The sequence below is a fragment of the Scytonema hankhaensis NUACC26 genome (assembly GCF_045865695.1).
Lineage (GTDB): Bacteria > Cyanobacteriota > Cyanobacteriia > Cyanobacteriales > Nostocaceae > Scytonema.
Genome location: NZ_BAACAP010000216.1, coordinates 1 through 14,887, shown reverse-complemented (window position 1 = coordinate 14,887; position 14,887 = coordinate 1). Strand labels below are relative to the sequence as shown.

Below are 14,887 nucleotides of genomic sequence, written 5' to 3'. Positions count from 1 at the left end.
TATCAATTATTCTCTTTACTAAAACTCACAGGTTAACCTCACGTCCAGGAGAGCGATCGCGCACATCTTTCCAGACTTCATCAGGATTAATTTCGATTCCCTCTTTAATCATTTCTTGCCGAAATTGCTGTAAAGATTCCCCAAAATTTGGCTTTTCTGACAACAGACGCTCGTATTCAGCTACAGATAGGATAACAGCAACTTGCTGTCCCTGCCGTGTAATTTGCACTGATTCACCTTGTTCGACCTCCTGAAAAATCCTATCCAGATTTGTAGAAATTTGCTCAATTGAATACTGTTGAGACATAGCGCTTTTACTCTTTTATGTGAGAATTATCTTGATGTTATACTCCATATTTGATTTTAGAGGAAATTTTGAATTAAGATAAGCACAGATATCTCTTGGTTTCAGTCTTACTTACTAAGACAACCCTGGTGTTATTCTAGCTCTAAGCGTTGTAGCTCTGGGCTTTGCTAAGAACTGTCAAGACTCATATCGGTAATTTTGGAGTGCGAAGGAAGCATATAAGAAGCAGCTGGTATACTAAAGCAGTTCAAAATTTGTTAAGTTAAAATAAAAGTTGATGTTTTATGCAATTAGAAGACTATTTTGAATTTATTTCGGCTGATGATATCCGGGTTAAAGGAACGCGAATTGGGATTGAGCATATTCTTGATGAATATATTTATAGTGCTAAAGCCCCTGAAGAGATTGCTAAGGAATTTTACACAGTAACACTAGAGCAAATTTATGCTACTATTCTCTACTATTTACATAATCGAGAATCTGTAGGAAAGTATATGGGAGATTGGTTAGATTTTACTCTCAAGGCTGAGGCAGAGTATGATAAAAATCCTTCCTCTACAATCATTAGATTAAAAAAGTTAAAGCAACAGCAGAAAGCAAAACCAGTGAGTAACTAATGTCTATTCGATACTTACTGGATGAAAATTTACCGCCTACTTTCCGCGACCAGTTACTGCGTTTACAACCAGATTTAACTGTTTTAATGGTTGGCGATCCGGATGCACCACCCAAGGGAACTCTCGATCCAGAAATTTTATGTTGGTGTGAGGAACGAAGTTTTCTATTGGTCACAAGAAATCGCCGCTCTATGCCTGTACATCTAGCAGAGCACTTAGCTGCTAATCGCCATATTCCGGGGATTCTGGTAATACGCAGAAAAGCAACAATCGCTCAGGTGATTAACGATTTAATTTTGATTGCTGCCGCTTCAAATGAAGATGAGTATCGGGATCTCATTGATTACATACCCTTGTAAAGGGTGTAGTATTTTTCCCAAAGAAAGAGCATTAGAACCTTAACCAAAGAATCCCTCCTGTCAGCAACAAGCAAACAACACCCGCCACACCAGCCAAGGGCTTTTTATTCTTACCCGTCACCCACTCAGATACACAATCCGTAGGATTGACGAGTTGTGCGGTATCCAAACAAGCGATCGCCCAAACCCATCCCGCATGCAGTCCCCAAGCCAAGCCGATACTACCCTTATCCGTAAACCGTGCTAATACCAACACCATTCCCATCAACCAAAGTCCGGGTAATTGCGGAATTGTTTCTTGCTGCTCCCAAACCAGGTGTAGTAAAGCAAAAATCAAGCTGGATGCGATCGCTGCTGTCCAAATAGAGCTATTCTTACCTAATTCGGTTAAGAGAAAACCGCGAAAAATTAACTCCTCCACACCACCTACCAATAAAGCCACTAACAATATAGGTAGTAAAATAGGTCTCACTTGCTTGAGGTTTGTTTCTTGAAAAGCGCACCACCCCAACCATATTTGACCTGAAAAGATCGCTGCAATACCCAAAACTCCCAAGGATAAGCCTAAAGCTAAAGAAGAAAAAGTTGAGATATTTCCAGAAAATCCATATTCAGAAAAAGATGTTTTTGTCAACCAACTCGTCCCCCAAAGTATGAGGGGAGCTAAGAGGTAGAGAGGAATAAGTAGGGGTAACTTTTGTTCTGGCTGTAGCGGTTGAAAGGGTTTCCATTTAATAGCGATGGCGGAGATCGCTGCTAACGGTACCCAACCAAGAATCCACGAAAGAAAAAAAGCCATCACAACAACTAATGCTGGAGCATCTTGTAATGATGACAGCGATATGTTGGCTGATGGCTCAAATAATGGTATGACATCGCGCAAAAAAATACGACAGACTTGTTGCATATCAGATATCTCGCTCAGTAGAACAAAAACTTTTCAATGTTTGAGTGCAAACTATAAGGTGAAGTATGAAGTATTTCATACTTTCGTATCATACTTCATCTTTCTTTTACCCTTTACACCTCATCTTTTTGAGCCTTTGCCTATTCTTAACTAAGCTTTTATCAAAATTTCTTATACCTGCAACAGTCTCATCGCTTTATTTTGTACGAAGTTTTTTATCTTTGTCAGGAAAATTTACATTTTTTCGATCTTAAGACAAGTCATCAAGTTTTTTCTCTAAACTTGCCTATACGATAAAAAAATTTAATCTTCCTCTTCATCCTCATCTTCATCCTCATCAAAGTCCTCTTCGTCTTCGATGTCTTCTTCGTCTAAATCTGAATCATCTGAGGAGAGCAACTTCTTATCAGCGTCGATTTGAATTAAGTGAATATGCTTGTATCCTAACTTAATTTCAAACTCATCACCTGACTTTAAGCCCATTGCTTTGGTGTAAGTTGCACCAATAACAATCTGACCATTTTGGTGTACGCTGACTCTGTATGTTGGTTCGCGTCCTCGACCATCTTTTGGTGCTTCTGGGCTTAAGGGAATTCCCCTAGCTGACAGTAAAGCATCATAAAAATCAGTAAGATTGACACGAACTTGGTTATTTTTGGTAACTGTGTAGTAACCGCACTGCTTGGCTCTTTCTCGCCGTGGTAAACTGGACAATTCTTTAACCTTTGCAAGCAGTGCTTTACCGGTTAATGGGGCGGTTGCAGTTTCAGTCATTATGCTCCCAAGATCCTCACTTTCTCCGAATTGATAAAATTTGTCTTTTTGCCAGTATCTGGCTCTCTTACATCTGCACAGCGCTACTCAAAACCTTTACACGGGTAGCCTAAGAACCTTTATTATGGGTTATCCCCAACACTTATCATGTCGTGGTTGTCACAGGCATTTATTTTGGTAGTTTTACGGCACTTTTAGCCATCATTTGCCATCAGAAAAGAGATCGATCTTTCTTTTGGCACTGCTGTAGCGGTGTCACTTCCGACCACCTTTACAAATTGGGGAGGCAAAACGCGGTGAGGAATTTCTTCCTACTTTATTGCCACGCTCGTTTGACCCCTAATAAGTCATCAACCCAAGAAAAAGCGGTATTTCCACTTTTCTAGCTTTGCTTTTTTGGCTCTCTTGACGAAAGGTTTTGTCCATTCGTACTTTCAAGCTTTTAACAGCATAAGTAGCTTTTGGGAGATTGTGCAGATGTACACCCTTTTATCCTGCCAGTAGAGACAAGAATTTTCCGATCTCTACAATATTACTAAGAAACAAAGCAGTAACAGCCGCACATCTATGGCGATTGATACTGGTTTTGTTGCTTTGTAATTTCATATTAAATACTAGCATGGTTTAATAATAGCAAAATAGTTGTTTAATTTTGAATTAAACTTACCGATCTACTTTTATCTTAATCCCTACCCTTGGGATGAGTATTCCTGTACGAGTTTTATAAAAATTCATTGAATTTAGACATACAGTTTTGTGCAGCGAGTGAAAACCAAGAGTTTCTTGATGAAGAGGTCACAATGTTCATATAATGTCGTTTAACAATTCTAAATAACCAAAAAAGTACTTGCATACCATTGTAAAGTACGTTTTTTTAGGTTACCGTTGTCCCCTTACCCCTCTCCCTATGACCCAATAGCTTAACCTATTCGGGGAAGTTACAATTCAAAGTTTCGCGGTTATCCTTATTATTGTAGAGAGCGAAAATTGCTTGTCTCTACAATCGTCAACCTATTAACAGCTAGCTATGAATCAAGGACGCCTTGGTATAGCTCACTTGTAGAAGTAGCACCATTGGGTCAGAAAAAATTCATCAGCTAGGTAGAGTTCTTTATTAATAGTGGTAATGGAAGTTCTTTTTAAGGTCATACGGCAGCAACAAAATTCCTCCCCTGTGGTAAAAACTTACGTTTTGGATGTTGAACCGGGAAATACCATCCTCGATTGCCTGAATCGGATTAAGTGGGAGCAAGATGGAACTCTAGCATTTCGCAAAAATTGCCGCAATACAATTTGTGGAAGCTGTGCTATAAGAATAAATGGGCGCTCGGCTTTGGCTTGTAAGGAAAATGTTGGAGGCGAAATTTCCAACAAGCAATCAGCCCAAACATCAGGTAGCCCTACAAATGTTATCCCAGAAATAACAATAGCACCACTGGGTAATATGCCTGTTATCAAGGATTTAGTGGTGGATATGACAAGTTTTTGGGACAACTTAGAAGCGGTCACTCCTTATGTGAGTACAGCAGGACGAAACGTACCAGAAAGAGAGTTCTTACAAACACCAGAAGAGCGATCGCGTCTTGATGAAACCGGAAATTGTATCATGTGTGGAGCGTGTTACTCGGAATGTAACGCTCGTGAAGTAGATTCAGATTTTGTTGGACCCCATGCTCTAGCCAAAGCATACCGCATGGTAGCAGATTCTCGCGATAGCAAGACCGAAACTCGGTTACAAGAATATAACGAAGGAACTAAAGGAGTTTGGGGTTGTACTCGCTGTCTTTACTGCAATTCTGTTTGTCCAATGAGTGTTGCACCATTAGATCGAATTACTAAAATCAAACAAGAACTTCTCGATCGCAAAGAAGCAACTGATAGTCGTTCTATTCGTCACCGCAAAGTACTTATAGATTTAGTCAAAGAAGGCGGTTGGATCGATGAGCGATCCTTTGGTTTACAAGTTGTTGGGAATTACCTGAGAGACTTAAAAGGATTGTTAAGTATTGTCCCACTCGGTTTACGAATGCTTGCTCGAAGAAAATTCCCACTATCATTTGAACCCTCAGAAGGAACTCAACAAGTTAGATCTTTGATTGAAGCTGTGCAGAAATCAGTGACCAGTGACCAGTGACCAGTGACCAGTGACCAGTGACCAGTGATTAGGGATATGGGAGAAGAATTCATCCCAATTCCCAATCCCTAATCGTCAATCGCCCATCCCCTAATTCTTTAAAAGCTGCCCGGAACGGTTATAAACTAAAATATCCCATTGACCATTTACGCTAGACTCAAAAGCAATCCGACTACCATCAGCACTAATAGTTGGATTGCGAACTTCTGCTTGCAAATTAGCAGTTAAATTGCGTAATTGACGGGTTTCGCGATTGTACAGAAAAATTCCCGACCGTCCCTGACGGTTAGCACAGAAAACAATATAGCGACCATTTTCAGCTACAGAGGGATGAGATGCGATCGTATCAAAAGAATTTAACCCAGGCAAATCAACTAAAGTATTCGTTAGCCTATCAAGCATATACACATCTTGAGTACCCCTACGGTCAGTTGTAAAAACAACATAGCGTTTGGAAATTTGTGGATTTAACTCCGATCCCAAGCTGTTAAGACTGCGCCCACCAGGATCGACAGGATAATTCAACAAACGAGGGTAGCCAACACAGCCACCCAACAAACTTATAACAAATACAGGTAGAACAATAAACCGTTTAGCCATTGGTCACTGGTCACTGGTCACTGGTCACTGGTCCCTGGTCACTGGTCACTGGTCACTGATTACCGCTCCATTATCAATATCTAACTCAACATCCGGTCCTCGGTCTAGGACTTCAATATCCCATTGACCGCGACTTGCGGATTCAAAGACAACATAGCGCCCATCGGGGCTGATACTCGGGTTTCTCACCCAACCGCGATAGATTGGTGTAAGAATTTGTGACTGTTGCGTCGTGCGATCGTAAAGCGCTACAACTGGTCTTCCTTGGTCGCTGGTAATGTAACTAATATAACGCCCCGTGTAGCTGAGACTCGGGCTTTCTACAATAGTTTCAGGTCGATTTAAGCCCGGTGTATTTGTAAACTGTTGTTGTTGCAAGTCATATAACAGCAATTGATGACTGCCATTGCGATTGGATACCAATGCCAAAAAACGACCATTTCCACTCAATGCTGGTTGCTGTTCGGTATAACGGCTGTTGAGAGAAGTTGGTTCTGTAGGAAGATCGCTGTAACCGCAGGATATAAGCATACCTGCTAATGTTAAACAAAGACTCCAACGAATTTGTCTTTGGAGCCAAAATTTAGGTGTAATTTTTTTCACCTTAACTATTTTCTGTTGCTGGTGTTTGCAACTTTTCCCCAGATGTATTTAAACATCATCATCAAAATTTACTGAATTATCTTCGTCATTCGAGCGATTAGGGCGGTCAAGCGGACGCTCAAGCGGTTTGTAGTCTACGTAATCGGTTGCGATCGCGTCATCTTCTTGACCTTCTACTCGGTAAGTTGAATCGCTAGGGGGACGACGCCTTCTTGGTCTTGGAGGAACATCGTCTTCTGTTGATGTTGGTCGAACAGGTCCGTTGGTACTGCGTCGAGAAGGTCTTCTTTCTTCACTTCTTTCTTCAGAAGGAGAGCTATCCCAATCGTCCACCGCCGGTCTGGAAGAAGAATTCCAATCGTCCTCTTCAAACCGTTCGGATGTACGTGATGGACGAGAGCTGCTCCGACGGCGAGGTTTATCTGTACTCGATCTTTCGCTACTACTGCGACGTTCTATGCGACGTGGCGCTTCATCATCGTAGTAATCATCTCGAGACGAGCGAGAATCCCTACTTCCTGGAATTCGTCTTGGTGGCGCTTCGTCTTCTTCATAATAAGGCAGGGGTTCTAAATCGGCTTCCATTTCTGCCTTGTATTTTGGTCTTCTCGTATATGAAGGGCGATCGCTCACCTCTCGTTCGTCATCCACAATTGGAGTGTTACGCTTAGCTTGCTGAGTAGCGATCCCTCGCAAGCGAATACTTTCAACTGCAAAAAATACAGTCGAGCCCGCTAAAAGCAACTGACCAAATTGTAGAATTGGGTCGAGACGCCATCCTTGGAATATAAGAATAAAGCCGCACAGCAAACCTACAGCCGCGAAAAAGATATCTTGGTCGCGGGAAAGCTCTGGGCGCACTGAGCGAAGAAAATAGAGTGCTGCTCCCGCCACAGCTAGGACGATTCCCAGAACACTGGCTGAGTTCGCCCCAAAATTTACCTGAGCCAGAACACTGGCTGAGTTCAGCCCGAACATTAGCATTGCTGTTTACCTAATAACAAATCTATGTTAACGAGTTAAAACTTAAAACTCTACTGTAACTGGTTACTATATATTATTGCTATGTCCAAGCGAAATTAACTCATTCAGTGAAAATTTTTCCCGTATCAGCTTCACTATAATTAGGGCTTATTTGAATAAGAGACGCAGTTACCTGCGTCTCCCAAACCATTTGCTCGCTTGAACGAGCGAGTGTTTCACGGTCTGTTGAAATTTTCTATGAACGCTCGATTTTATCTTTTTGGCTAACAAAAACTAATCCTACTATAACGGGGATAACGACAATAGCAGTACCCCAAACCAGACTCCAAAGAAAATTTGATAAAGAGGGTGTCATAGATTTCAACCTTTGTTTACATTAATCTACTTCAATTTTAATACTGTAGCAGATTCTTGAGAAGCTATACGTTAGGGAATGGGGCATTGGACATGGGGTATTGGAAAAACGGAAGTAAAAGAATTAGAATTATAGAGAGAGCTTTACAAAGCTTAAAATTAGTCTAAGGTTTTCATAGTTCCCCAAGATTTTATGACTGGTGCTACCCTTGCTGTTTGGATTCTCGGTCCGGTGTTAGGGCTGATGACGTTTTTGTTTATTATTCGCATTGTTCTGACTTGGTATCCTCAAGCAGAACTGAATCGTTTTCCTTTTAACGTGGTAGCTTGGCCCACTGAACCTTTTTTAGCGCCATTGCGAAAGATAGTACCACCTTTAGGTGGAGTGGACATCACTCCTATCATTTGGGTTGGGATTTGCAGCTTCCTACGAGAAATTTTGTTAGGTCAACAAGGGCTGCTAATGATGGGATAGGGACTAGGGATTAGGGACTAGAGACTAGGCATGCGAGAAAGAAATGACAAACTCTTCCCTAAACTCCAATCCCCAATCGCCAATCCCCTTAATTATCCAAGCCCTTTCATTTCCTGTACAAAGTTGGTATAGACATTTCCCTGTAGAAATTGGGGATATTCCATAATTTTTTGATGGAAACCAATTGTAGTAGGCAATCCCGTAATAGCGCATTCTCGCAATGCACGCTTCATGCGTTTGATAGCAGTAGAACGGTCGGGACCCCAAACAACTAACTTACCAATTAGAGAATCGTAGTAAGGGGGAATTTGATAATCGGTATAGACATGGGAGTCAATACGGACACCGGGACCTCCGGGAGGAAGGTAACCACTGATACGTCCAGCCGAGGGACGAAAATCGTGTTCTGGATCTTCAGCATTAATACGGCATTCGATCGCATGCCCTCTCAAGATCACTTGTTCTTGTTTGAGCGAGAGTCTTTCTCCTTGAGCGATACGGATTTGTTCGGCTACTAAGTCCATACCCGTAATCATCTCCGTAACGGGATGTTCGACTTGAATCCGGGTATTCATTTCCATAAAGTAAAACTGACCCGATCTATCCAAGAGAAACTCGATAGTACCCGCACCACTATAATTAATAAACTGAGATGCTCTAACAGCTGCTTGTCCCATTTTTTCTCGTAGGTCTGAGTCCAAAGCAGGGCTAGGCGCTTCTTCTAAAAGTTTCTGATTGCGACGCTGAATTGAGCAATCGCGTTCGCCCAAATGAATTACATTACCATAGTTATCAGCCAATATTTGAAATTCAATATGGCGGGGACGCTCAATAAATTTTTCTAAATAAACGCCGGAATTACCAAATGCAGCCCCAGCTTCACCTTGCGCTGCTTGAAAAGATTTGATAAATTCACTCTCAGAACGTACCAAGCGCATCCCCCTACCACCGCCTCCGGCTGTGGCTTTGATCATGATAGGGTAGCCAATTTTTTGAGCAATAGCTAGTCCTTGTTCTTCCGACTCTAGCAAGCCATCACTACCAGGTACTGTAGGAACTCCCGCTCTTTGCATGGTATCTTTTGCAGTGGACTTATCACCCATTAACCGGATTGCGTCGGGAGAAGGTCCGATGAAAGCAATGTGATGATCGGCACAAATTTCCGCAAATCGAGCATTTTCTGCCAAAAAGCCATAACCTGGATGAATAGCAGTCGCATTACGTGTCAAAGCAGCAGCAATAATGTTGGGAATATTCAAATAACTTTTACTGCTAGCCGCTTCTCCAATGCAAACCGCTTCATCAGCTAATTGAACGTGCAGAGCATTTCGGTCAACGGTGGAATGTACCGCAACCGTCGCAATCCCCATTTCCTCACAGGCGCGGAGAATGCGAAGAGCAATTTCTCCCCGATTGGCAATTAATATTTTATCAAACTTCATCTTTTAGCAATGATATAAGTTCGGTAGATTGACATCAATCTGCCGTCAAAGTTGAAATTACGCAGAGCCTCATCTCACTCTTTCGGCAGCAGAAAACCAGATCGCATCTCCCAGTACAGAAAGGATTCGGCTTTTTGCCTCAATGGGCTAGAAACGGTCAGTTACAAGAGAAGTGCGTTTTCAGTCTCCCAGTATAGTGTTTATAAGTGTAAGAGTATTGTGCGTCTTATGGCACTTACACACATAACATGAAACTTAATTCATTTCCCGACAAAAATTTTCTGGATTTTGGGCAGCATCTCGAGGGAATTCATTGAATGTTTATGCTATACTCATTACGATGAACCTTGCGGATGTGGCGGAATTGGTATACGCGCACGTTTGAGGGGCGTGTGGGCTTCCCTTGCGAGTTCGAGTCTCGCCATCCGCATTAACCAGTGACCAGTGACCAGTGACCAGTGACCAGTGACCGGAACTGATTAAGTATTACAACTGGAATTCATAAGTTTAGTGTTATGCTTCTGAGAGAAGTTGCAAGAGGACTTTCCCTTCAGTCAAATTTGGGCTTGAATTAGCAAGCAGTCCCCAATCGCCAATCGCCAATCGCCAATCGCTAATCGCCAATCCCCAATCGCCAATCGCCAACTTTTATGCGATTATAAAATAAGTGAAGTTTTGTAAAGAACCTTGACAGCGACTTTTACACCGACAAACAACTTAACATTACCATCGGGGTGGCATCGTCTCACCCCAATTTGGCAGGGTGGAGAGGAAGTCATTCAACAGGGTTTGCCTCACGCTCAACTTGCACCTGCTTGGCAACTCCTTTTGTTAGGTGACGGGTCTCCGACTCGACACTTACAATTGCTAACAGGTGAACCCACAGAAGTGGACGTTATTGATATGTCATTGGTTGGTGTGGATTTAGATAATGCACCTGACCTAATTAAAGCTGTTCCAGGGCCAAGATTACGACGACAGGTTTGGTTGCGTACCGCCTCTGGACAAAGATTGGCATATGCGACTTCTTGGTGGGAAGCAATTCAAGTGGATGAGTATCTACAAAACCGTGCATTACCTATTTGGGCTAGTTTGGCACGTCTCCGCACGGAATTATACCGAGATGTGCAGGGAATTTATTATGGTGATTCTACAGCACTAGAGTCAGGTTTTAATGAGACTGGACCTTTTTGGGGTCGCCACTACTTGTTTTGGCATCACGGACAGCCTCTGACTCTGATTTATGAGGTGTTTTCACCTTACTTAACAAAATATTTGGGACCAATGGCATTGCATACTCATAATGGGAAAGTCTAGTACAATAAGATAGAACTACGAGAGCAGAAGATTAGAAGGCGCATAAGCTGACAATACAAGCCCAAGCTTACAAAGTGTTATCATGCACGCAAGTAATGTAGGTTTCAATGAAACTGCCTGTTGTGTCTTTGTGGATGAAAAAAGATAAGAAACCATCCTTAGTGTTAACGCTCTCATCAGCTGGATTGCTGATTGGTGGAGGCGCAGCAGCATATTGGCTGTTGACTCAAGGCAAACCACTCTCTAGAGATTTGCTACCTGGAGCAAATATTATTCCTCAAGATGCTCTGTTTGCAGTTTCCTTTACGACAGATTCCAGTCAATGGCAAAAGTTGCGAGAGTTTGGAACTAAAGAAACACAAGCAGAACTCAATACCAATATCATGCAGTTTCAGGAACGCTTTCTGAGAAGTAACGGCTATGATTTTCAGAAAGATATTCGTCCTTGGGTGGGCGAGCAAATTGCGATCGCAGTTCTTGCTCCTGAAATGAGCAGAGCCACGTCTAAACCAGTGACGACTAACGCAAGTGTTATTGGTAACGAACAGTCGCTTGTGATGGTTTTGCCTATTAAAAATAAGGAAGCTGCTAAAAGTATACTGTCACAACCCAAAGCACCCAAAGGTGGTCAATGGATTAACCGTTCTTACGAGAATATTGCTATCAAAGAAACAGAAGGACAAGCAAGGGAAAAATTTTCAGTCGCTGTAGTCGATGAGAATTTTGTAGTTATTACTGACAACCCGAAAGCAACAGAAAAGGCAATTACTGCGTATAAACGGAAGATATCTTTGGCAGATTCTCCTGGTTTTACAGAAAATTATCCAAAAATAGCCACTTACCAGCCTTTTGCTCAGTTTTATATTAATGTGCCTTTCTCTGCCAAAATAGCTGCTTCTGGCGATCGCTCTTTACCCGCACCTGTTCTCTCTCAACTTCAAAATAACCAAGGTTTAGCGGGAAGTCTTTCTTTGGAACCAGAAGGCGTCAGGATAAAGGGCATTTCTTGGTTACATCCCAACTCTCAGAGAGTTTTGGCAACAGACAACAATGCAGGCAAAATGCAAAATCGTCTCCCCGCAGAAACATTGTTGATGCTGTCAGGAGGAAATTTAAAGCAATTGTGGACGGATTATGCTTTAACGGCTCAAGGGAATCCGCGATCGCCAATGACACCAGAACAATTGCAAGAAGGTGTCAAATCTCTAACGAATCTCGATTTAGAGCGAGATCTTCTCAGTTGGATGGGGGGAGAATTTTCTGTCTCCATCGTTCCCAATGTTACCAAAGAAGATTCGCCAGAAGACTTTAGGGCTGCTTTTGTGTTTATGGTAGAAGCAAGCGATCGCGATCGTGCCGAAATTGCTCTCAAACAGCTAGATGAAGTGATAAAAAATCAATACCAGTTTCAAATTAAATATACAACAGTAGCAAATAGACCTGTTGTCAATTGGCTTGGACCTTTTGGAACCCCAACTGCTACACGCGGGTGGTTAGATGGAAATGTTGCTTTTTTAGCATTGGGTGCTCCTGTCAGCGGAAGAATACTGCCCAAACCAAATTATCCCCTCAGTAGCACGACAATGTTCCAAACAACTGTACCCAAAGAACCCAATTCTACAAATGGTCAGTTTTTCATAGATGTCGAACGAACAGCTAAAAATTTTCCATTAGCATCCTTTGTACCTGTCAAACAAAGTTGGATAGACGCAACACGTTCAATGGGGGTAACATCAGCCGTCAACGATAACCGCAGTACTCGATATGATGTTTTTTTGACATTGAAAAAAGTCGAAAAATCAGACCCACGTCCAACTCCCACAACTAGTACCTCACCCGGTACATGAAAGTAAAGTTAATTGGTCAGGTGGTCAGGTGGTTACTGTTCAGGTGATTAGTCACTGGTCACTGAAAAAAGACTAGGATCTAAGAAATTAAAATACAGACTTAATTGGGAGTCAAATTAAATTATGAATTTGGTTGCACTCCAGAATTGGCTAGACAATGCCTCTTTTGCTGTCTTATTTATAACAATGCTTGTGTATTGGTTTGGGGCAGCATTTCCAAATATTCCTGCCCTTCCTACTTTGGGAACAACCGGAATGGCTGTTGCTAACTTGTGCATTGCTACCCTTTTAGGAGCAAGATGGTTGGAAGCAGGATATTTTCCCCTCAGTAATTTGTATGAATCGCTATTTTTCCTGGTGTGGGGAATTACCACCGTCCATCTTATTGCAGAAAACACAAGTCGGAGTCATCTGGTGGGAGTTGTGACTGCACCCGTAGCTATGGGTATCGCAGCTTTTGCGACTTTATCACTACCATCAGAAATGCAATCCTCAGCACCCTTGGTTCCTGCACTCAAGTCCAATTGGCTGATGATGCACGTAAGCGTTATGATGTTGAGTTATTCCGCTTTGATGGTAGGTTCGCTACTAGCGATCGCTTTTCTGTTAGTCACTCGCGGTCAAGACATTCAACTACAGGGTAGTTCTGTAGGAACTGGTGGTTATCGTACCAATGGTTATAAATTACACAAAGTTGGTGAAGCAGTCTCGCAAGCACAAGCATTGACTGGTGATAACAATGGAGTCACCCGTGTTGAGAGTAATGGTAACGGAAAAACTGTAGTTTTAGACTTAGTGACCGTTCCGCAGTCATCAATTATGACAACAACCGAAACGCTTTCACCCCAACGCCTTAGCCTTGCGGAAACCCTTGATAATATTAGCTATCGCGTCATTGGGTTAGGCTTTCCCTTACTAACTATTGGTATTATTGCTGGTGGAGTTTGGGCGAATGAAGCATGGGGTTCTTACTGGAGTTGGGACCCCAAAGAAACTTGGGCGCTTATCACTTGGTTAGTCTTTGCTGCTTACCTGCACTCCCGCATCACTCGCGGTTGGCAAGGTCGTCGCCCTGCAATTTTAGCAGCTAGCGGCTTCGTTGTCGTTTGGATTTGTTACTTAGGGGTTAATCTTTTAGGTAAAGGTTTACACTCATACGGTTGGTTCTTTTAGGAATTTGCCATAGATAAATTATTACTTATTGTGGGATGGGCGTCCTCGCCCGTCCCTTGTTATCTCAAGAATTACAGGTAGACCACTAAGTGCATATTGTTGATAAATGGCTCTATCCGAAGTCGTCAGCACAATCCGTCCGTAGTTTTGTCGCTTCATAATCGGAAAGGCGGCTTGAGCCAGCCATGTTGGTGCCTCTAAATTAATGCTGATGGCACGCTGTAGAAAATCAGGCGTTGGTTCTTGCACTGACTGATAGACAACCCATCCCGCATTGTGGATCGAGATGTCGAGGCGACCAAACTTCAAGAGCGTAGTTTCCACTCTTTCTTTGGCAGTTATCTCTAGTATCCAGGATGACGTTGCTTGGGAAAGCAACTCCACCTGCTTCTTGAATCCTGCTTACAGCATCAGCCGCCACGTTCGGATCGAATCCGGTTCCATCTTTGTTGACGCCTGCGTCATGCACAACGACATGCACTCCTCTTTCCGCCAGCAGACGGGCATAGGCTGCTCCTAAACCGCGTCCACTGCCCGTAATAATGGCTACTCGATCGTTAAGGCGAATCATTTGCCTCTCTCCTGAGTGAAATCCTGAACTTGAGTGCATGTATGTGCCGTCTCATAACTCGCTCGAAGTGTGGCTACCCAGCGATCGCCTCAGTGTGACTATCGGCATAATCCGTACTGACACTCACCTGCTGCCAAGTAGCCAAATTCGTTTTGACCCATTCCAGTTTTTCCTGAATCAGGCTTATGGCATCGGTGCCTAATACCAGTCGCATCGGTGGATGAGGACTTTCCACAGCAAGAATGATGGCTTGCGCTGCTTTCGCTGGATTGCCAAGCTGCTGACCATCCATCTCTTTGAACCACTGCAACGAGGCACCGCTCACGGTCGCATAGGCATCAATGGATTGTTCGGCGGCTGCCAGAGAGCGTCCGTTGAAGTCTGTGCGAAATGCCCCAGGTTCAATTAAAGTGACTTTAATTC

Annotated in this window: 19 protein-coding genes and 1 tRNA gene; 8 read left to right on the top strand and 12 right to left on the bottom strand. The window is 42.8% G+C overall.

Annotated features, from left to right (window positions below):
- Positions 1 to 25 precede the first annotated feature (25 nt).
- Positions 26 to 307 (bottom strand): type II toxin-antitoxin system Phd/YefM family antitoxin, encoded by a 282-nt coding sequence (locus ACKTT2_RS28650; protein WP_407893019.1) that lies wholly within the window; start codon positions 305 to 307, stop codon positions 26 to 28.
- 284 nt (positions 308 to 591) lie between these two features.
- Here ACKTT2_RS28650 and ACKTT2_RS28645 point away from each other — a divergent pair, with 284 nt between their 5' ends.
- Positions 592 to 924, top strand: coding sequence for a DUF433 domain-containing protein (locus ACKTT2_RS28645; RefSeq protein WP_407893017.1), 333 nt, complete (start codon positions 592 to 594; stop codon positions 922 to 924).
- Positions 924 to 1,283 carry a DUF5615 family PIN-like protein gene (locus ACKTT2_RS28640; RefSeq protein WP_407893015.1) on the top strand — a complete coding sequence of 120 codons (360 nt, stop codon included), beginning with the start codon at positions 924 to 926 and terminating at the stop codon, positions 1,281 to 1,283. Before ACKTT2_RS28645 ends, ACKTT2_RS28640 begins: the two co-directional genes overlap by 1 nt.
- A gap of 31 nt (positions 1,284 to 1,314) precedes the next feature.
- On the opposite strand, the gene ACKTT2_RS28635 is transcribed toward ACKTT2_RS28640, so the two are convergent.
- Positions 1,315 to 2,190, bottom strand: coding sequence for a CPBP family intramembrane glutamic endopeptidase (locus ACKTT2_RS28635; RefSeq protein WP_407893013.1), 876 nt, complete (start codon positions 2,188 to 2,190; stop codon positions 1,315 to 1,317).
- A 303-nt stretch (positions 2,191 to 2,493) separates the two neighbouring features.
- Positions 2,494 to 2,964 carry an AbrB family transcriptional regulator gene (locus ACKTT2_RS28630; protein ID WP_407893011.1) on the bottom strand — a complete coding sequence of 157 codons (471 nt, stop codon included), beginning with the start codon at positions 2,962 to 2,964 and terminating at the stop codon, positions 2,494 to 2,496.
- A 1,126-nt stretch (positions 2,965 to 4,090) separates the two neighbouring features.
- Here ACKTT2_RS28630 and ACKTT2_RS28625 point away from each other — a divergent pair.
- Entirely contained in the window at positions 4,091 to 5,098 is a 1,008-nt protein-coding gene (locus tag ACKTT2_RS28625) for a succinate dehydrogenase/fumarate reductase iron-sulfur subunit (RefSeq protein WP_407893009.1), read from the top strand.
- 90 nt (positions 5,099 to 5,188) lie between these two features.
- Here the strand turns inward: ACKTT2_RS28625 and ACKTT2_RS28620 are convergent, their stop codons facing one another.
- The 4 genes from ACKTT2_RS28620 to psbX all read right to left on the bottom strand — a co-directional run bounded on the left by ACKTT2_RS28620 (position 5,189) and on the right by psbX (position 7,640).
- On the bottom strand, positions 5,189 to 5,698 hold the full coding sequence (locus ACKTT2_RS28620; RefSeq protein WP_407893007.1) for a TolB family protein: 510 nt from the start codon (positions 5,696 to 5,698) through the stop codon (positions 5,189 to 5,191).
- A gap of 45 nt (positions 5,699 to 5,743) precedes the next feature.
- Complete coding sequence (locus tag ACKTT2_RS28615) at positions 5,744 to 6,301, bottom strand: TolB family protein (protein ID WP_407893004.1); 558 nt, start codon at positions 6,299 to 6,301, stop codon at positions 5,744 to 5,746.
- Positions 6,302 to 6,349: 48 nt separating this feature from the next.
- Positions 6,350 to 7,285, bottom strand: a complete 936-nt coding sequence (locus ACKTT2_RS28610; protein ID WP_407893002.1) for a Ycf66 family protein — start codon at positions 7,283 to 7,285, stop codon at positions 6,350 to 6,352.
- 235 nt (positions 7,286 to 7,520) lie between these two features.
- A complete protein-coding gene (gene psbX / locus ACKTT2_RS28605) occupies positions 7,521 to 7,640 on the bottom strand; it encodes a photosystem II reaction center protein PsbX (protein WP_407893000.1) in 120 nt (39 codons plus the stop codon).
- Positions 7,641 to 7,832: 192 nt separating this feature from the next.
- Between psbX and ACKTT2_RS28600 the strand changes: the two genes are divergently transcribed.
- On the top strand, positions 7,833 to 8,114 hold the full coding sequence (locus tag ACKTT2_RS28600) for a YggT family protein (protein WP_407892998.1): 282 nt from the start codon (positions 7,833 to 7,835) through the stop codon (positions 8,112 to 8,114).
- A gap of 92 nt (positions 8,115 to 8,206) precedes the next feature.
- Here ACKTT2_RS28600 and accC read toward each other — a convergent pair whose 3' ends face one another.
- The gene (gene accC / locus ACKTT2_RS28595) at positions 8,207 to 9,556 is read right to left on the bottom strand and encodes an acetyl-CoA carboxylase biotin carboxylase subunit (RefSeq protein ID WP_407892996.1); all 1,350 of its coding nucleotides are present in this window, start codon (positions 9,554 to 9,556) and stop codon (positions 8,207 to 8,209) included.
- Positions 9,557 to 9,905: 349 nt separating this feature from the next.
- Here accC and ACKTT2_RS28590 point away from each other — a divergent pair.
- Positions 9,906 to 9,986: transfer RNA gene (locus tag ACKTT2_RS28590), tRNA-Leu, on the top strand.
- Positions 9,987 to 10,069: 83 nt separating this feature from the next.
- Here the strand turns inward: ACKTT2_RS28590 and ACKTT2_RS28585 are convergent.
- The gene (locus ACKTT2_RS28585; protein WP_407892994.1) at positions 10,070 to 10,201 is read right to left on the bottom strand and encodes a hypothetical protein; all 132 of its coding nucleotides are present in this window, start codon (positions 10,199 to 10,201) and stop codon (positions 10,070 to 10,072) included.
- Positions 10,202 to 10,243: 42 nt separating this feature from the next.
- On the opposite strand from ACKTT2_RS28585, the gene ACKTT2_RS28580 reads away from it, so the two are divergent.
- From ACKTT2_RS28580 to ccsB, 3 genes are all read left to right on the top strand, one after another.
- Positions 10,244 to 10,873 carry a chorismate lyase gene (locus ACKTT2_RS28580; protein ID WP_407892992.1) on the top strand — a complete coding sequence of 210 codons (630 nt, stop codon included), beginning with the start codon at positions 10,244 to 10,246 and terminating at the stop codon, positions 10,871 to 10,873.
- A 107-nt stretch (positions 10,874 to 10,980) separates the two neighbouring features.
- Positions 10,981 to 12,720 (top strand): DUF3352 domain-containing protein, encoded by a 1,740-nt coding sequence (locus ACKTT2_RS28575; RefSeq protein WP_407892990.1) that lies wholly within the window; start codon positions 10,981 to 10,983, stop codon positions 12,718 to 12,720.
- A gap of 123 nt (positions 12,721 to 12,843) precedes the next feature.
- Positions 12,844 to 13,893 carry a c-type cytochrome biogenesis protein CcsB gene (gene ccsB, locus ACKTT2_RS28570; RefSeq protein ID WP_407892988.1) on the top strand — a complete coding sequence of 350 codons (1,050 nt, stop codon included), beginning with the start codon at positions 12,844 to 12,846 and terminating at the stop codon, positions 13,891 to 13,893.
- A gap of 21 nt (positions 13,894 to 13,914) precedes the next feature.
- Here the strand turns inward: ccsB and ACKTT2_RS28565 are convergent, their stop codons facing one another.
- The 3 genes from ACKTT2_RS28565 to ACKTT2_RS28555 all read right to left on the bottom strand — a co-directional run.
- A complete protein-coding gene (locus tag ACKTT2_RS28565; protein WP_407893143.1) occupies positions 13,915 to 14,217 on the bottom strand; it encodes an SDR family NAD(P)-dependent oxidoreductase in 303 nt (100 codons plus the stop codon).
- Positions 14,123 to 14,464, bottom strand: a complete 342-nt coding sequence (locus tag ACKTT2_RS28560) for a Rossmann-fold NAD(P)-binding domain-containing protein (RefSeq protein ID WP_407892986.1) — start codon at positions 14,462 to 14,464, stop codon at positions 14,123 to 14,125. Before ACKTT2_RS28560 ends, ACKTT2_RS28565 begins: the two co-directional genes overlap by 95 nt.
- 73 nt (positions 14,465 to 14,537) lie before the next feature.
- Positions 14,538 to 14,887, bottom strand: a 350-nt coding sequence (locus ACKTT2_RS28555) for a Rossmann-fold NAD(P)-binding domain-containing protein (RefSeq protein WP_500691405.1), incomplete at its 5' end; no start/stop codon positions are given.

Excerpts from the sequence above, each read along its gene's own strand:
- ACKTT2_RS28650 (WP_407893019.1), bottom strand. The coding sequence starts at position 307 with ATGTCTCAACAGTATTCAATTGAGCAAATTTCTACAAATCTGGATAGG.
- ACKTT2_RS28645 (WP_407893017.1), top strand. The coding sequence starts at position 592 with ATGCAATTAGAAGACTATTTTGAATTTATTTCGGCTGATGATATCCGG.
- ACKTT2_RS28640 (WP_407893015.1), top strand. The coding sequence starts at position 924 with ATGTCTATTCGATACTTACTGGATGAAAATTTACCGCCTACTTTCCGC.
- ACKTT2_RS28635 (WP_407893013.1), bottom strand. The coding sequence starts at position 2,190 with ATGCAACAAGTCTGTCGTATTTTTTTGCGCGATGTCATACCATTATTT.
- ACKTT2_RS28630 (WP_407893011.1), bottom strand. The coding sequence starts at position 2,964 with ATGACTGAAACTGCAACCGCCCCATTAACCGGTAAAGCACTGCTTGCA.
- ACKTT2_RS28625 (WP_407893009.1), top strand. The coding sequence starts at position 4,091 with ATGGAAGTTCTTTTTAAGGTCATACGGCAGCAACAAAATTCCTCCCCT.
- ACKTT2_RS28620 (WP_407893007.1), bottom strand. The coding sequence starts at position 5,698 with ATGGCTAAACGGTTTATTGTTCTACCTGTATTTGTTATAAGTTTGTTG.
- ACKTT2_RS28610 (WP_407893002.1), bottom strand. The coding sequence starts at position 7,285 with ATGCTAATGTTCGGGCTGAACTCAGCCAGTGTTCTGGCTCAGGTAAAT.
- psbX (WP_407893000.1), bottom strand. The coding sequence starts at position 7,640 with ATGACACCCTCTTTATCAAATTTTCTTTGGAGTCTGGTTTGGGGTACT.
- ACKTT2_RS28600 (WP_407892998.1), top strand. The coding sequence starts at position 7,833 with ATGACTGGTGCTACCCTTGCTGTTTGGATTCTCGGTCCGGTGTTAGGG.
- accC (WP_407892996.1), bottom strand. The coding sequence starts at position 9,556 with ATGAAGTTTGATAAAATATTAATTGCCAATCGGGGAGAAATTGCTCTT.
- ACKTT2_RS28575 (WP_407892990.1), top strand. The coding sequence starts at position 10,981 with ATGAAACTGCCTGTTGTGTCTTTGTGGATGAAAAAAGATAAGAAACCA.
- ccsB (WP_407892988.1), top strand. The coding sequence starts at position 12,844 with ATGAATTTGGTTGCACTCCAGAATTGGCTAGACAATGCCTCTTTTGCT.
- ACKTT2_RS28560 (WP_407892986.1), bottom strand. The coding sequence starts at position 14,464 with ATGATTCGCCTTAACGATCGAGTAGCCATTATTACGGGCAGTGGACGC.